A 257-nucleotide genomic window follows, 5' to 3' on the forward strand; every position below is an offset into this window, starting at 1 on the left:
TCCCAGCTATGCGTCAGGATCAGGCTGCCCAGGTGCGGCACCTGCACTGCATAGCGGGTGACCTCGGCATCCATGTCGGGCAAGCCGAACAGGTTGAGCGCGGTGCCGCCCTTTTCGGTGTCCCACAGACCTTCGATGGCGGCGATCTTGGCGGGCTGATACTCGCGCGTGTTCAGGCCGTGCGCGTCACCGATAAAGATCTGGATTGGCGCGAGCAGCAACAGCAGCCAGAGCGCCATGGAAAAGCTGCGCTTGAC

Annotated in this window: 1 protein-coding gene; it reads right to left on the reverse strand. The window is 63.0% G+C overall.

Annotated elements, in window-relative coordinates:
* Positions 1-257: cytochrome ubiquinol oxidase subunit I (locus tag ACVA6Q_RS24780; protein ID WP_446649243.1), on the reverse strand; the 257-nt coding region annotated here is incomplete at both ends.

This window comes from Vibrio sp. DNB22_10_4 (assembly GCF_052879755.1).